The 2,118-nt window shown below is 75.4% G+C and carries 3 protein-coding genes; 1 reads left to right on the top strand and 2 read right to left on the bottom strand.

What is annotated here, in order from left to right:
- On the bottom strand, positions 1-588 hold a 588-nt coding region (locus tag KS423_RS44140), incomplete at its 3' end, for a 3'-5' exonuclease (protein ID WP_224285313.1).
- A gap of 172 nt (positions 589-760) precedes the next feature.
- Positions 761-1,054, bottom strand: coding sequence for a glutaredoxin family protein (locus KS423_RS44135; protein WP_224285312.1), 294 nt, complete (start codon positions 1,052-1,054; stop codon positions 761-763).
- A gap of 105 nt (positions 1,055-1,159) precedes the next feature.
- Here KS423_RS44135 and KS423_RS44130 point away from each other — a divergent pair.
- On the top strand, positions 1,160-2,118 hold a 959-nt coding region (locus KS423_RS44130; protein WP_224285311.1), incomplete at its 3' end, for an HAD family phosphatase.

The raw sequence follows: 2,118 nt of genomic DNA, 5'->3' as shown, positions 1-2,118 counted from the left end.
CTCGCGCAGCGGGCCGGCCCAGTCGTCCGGCGGACAGGACGGGGCGCCCAGGCAGTGCCGCAGCAGCTCGGCGGTCACCCGGGCGTCGCCCAGTGCGGTGTGCGCCGGGTACCAGCCGAGGCCCGCCGCCTCCGCGCAGGCCGCCAGGCCGTGACTGCGGGCCTCCGGCAGGTGGGCGCGGGCCAGCCGCATCGTGCACAGCAGCGGGACGGGCGGCAGCGGCACCCCTATCCGGGCGAACTCGCGATCCAGGAAGGCGTGGTCGCAGCTGACGTGGTGGCCGACCAGCACCCGCCCGGCCAGCAGCTCCAACAGCCTCGGGGCGATCTCGCGGAAGCGCGGGGCACCCTCGACGTCGCACTGGCGTATCCGGTGCACATGGGTCGGGCCGACCGGGCCCAGCGGATCCAGCAGGGTGGCGAACTCCCCCTCGGGGCACAGCCGCGCGTCGAGCAGCACCACCGCGACCTCGACCACCCGGTGCCGCCACGGGCTGCGGCCGGTCGCCTCCACGTCCACCACGGCGAAGCCCCCGCCCCCGTCGCCGTCCAGGGCTCGGGGCGGCCCAGGGACAGGACCGGGAAGCATGGCGCACTCCTCGTGTGCTCAGCCCCCCACGGGCGCAAACGCGTTCGATCGTAAGCCGACCGACCCGCCCCGCCCCAAGCCGGAACGGAGTGTCTTCGGCAACGATTCGGCGAACCGCCCCCGCCGAGTGGCGGGGGGTCGGTGCACGGACGAACGCCCGGTCAGGCCCCGCTCAACCGCCGAGGGCGGTGCGCAGACGGCGCTCGTCGACCCGCCAGAAGTCGTGCTGGCGGCCGTCGATCAGGGTGACCGGAATCTGCTCCCAGTAGCGGCGGTACAGCTCCTCGTCCTGGGTGATGTCCCGCTCCTCGAAGGACGCCCCCAGCTCGCCCGTCACCCGGAGGATCACCTCGCGGGCCTCGTCGCACAGGTGACAGCCGGGCTTGCCGACCAGGGTCACGGTCCGGTCCGCGGGCTCGGGGCTCTTACGTCGCAGCAGTGGGCTCACCGCCCCATTCTCCGCCATGGTGCCCACCCGCCTCCGGGGCGCCCTGCACCCAGTGGAGCTGTTCACCTCGCGGGCACGGCTCCGTCACGGCCGCCGCGCCCTCGGCTGGCTATCCTCGATGACATGGCCGTGCTCAGAAGGCTCACCCAGGCGAGGCGTACCAGCAGCGAGCGGAACGCCCTGGCCGGCGAAGCCGCAGCCGCGGCAGCCGAGGGGGCGCTGCGGGCCGAGCCCGAGCCGGAACCCGCCGGCGGGCCGGAAGGCACCGCCGAGCCGGACGCGCCGGCCGCCGCCAAGCCCGGCAAGGCGCCCAAGGCCCCGGCCGAGAACCACACCCCGGACCGGGACGACCCCCGCGCCGCCGCCTTCTTCGACTGCGACAACACCATCCTGCGCGGCGCCGCGATCTTCTACCTCGGCGTCGGCCTCTACCGCCGCGGCTTCCTCACCCGCCGCGACATCGCCCGGTTCGCCTGGCAGCAGGCCTGGTTCCGGCTGCACGGCGCCGAGGACCCGGACCACATCTCGGACGCCAAGCAGTCCGCCCTCGGCATCGTGGCCGGCAAGCCCACCGCCGACCTGGAGGCGATCTGCGAGGAGATCTTCGAGGTCGTCGTGGCCGACAAGATCTGGCCGGGCACCCGAGCCCTGGTCCAGATGCACCTGGACGCCGGACAGCGGGTCTGGCTGGTCACCGCAGCCCCACTGGAGGTGGCCCGCATCATCGCCCGGCGGCTCGGCATGACCGGCGCGCTGGGCACCGTCGCCGAGGCCCGGGACGGCCGGTACACCGGCCGGCTGGTCGGCGACCTGCTGCACGGCCCGGCCAAGGCCGCCGCCGTCCGCGCGCTCGCCCGGCGCGAGCGCCTCGACCTCGACCGCTGCGCCGCCTACAGCGACTCGGCCAACGACATCCCGATGCTCTCGCTGGTCGGCCACCCGTACGTGGTGAACCCGGACGGCGCACTGCGGCGCCACGCCCGGACCCAGGGCTGGCGGGTGCGGGACTTCCGGACCGGGCGCAAGGCGGCCCGGGTGGGGCTGCCGGCGGCGGCCGCGCTCGGGGTGCTGGCCGGCGCGAC

The sequence above is a fragment of the Streptomyces sp. LS1784 genome (assembly GCF_020103755.1).
GTDB lineage: Bacteria > Actinomycetota > Actinomycetes > Streptomycetales > Streptomycetaceae > Kitasatospora.
The sequence above is the reverse complement of the archived record's forward strand: the minus strand, read 5'-3'. Positions and strand labels throughout refer to the sequence as shown.

What these genes read in the sequence shown, in the direction of transcription:
- KS423_RS44135 (WP_224285312.1), bottom strand. Translation starts at nt 1,054, where the DNA reads ATGGCGGAGAATGGGGCGGTGAGCCCACTGCTGCGACGTAAGAGCCCC.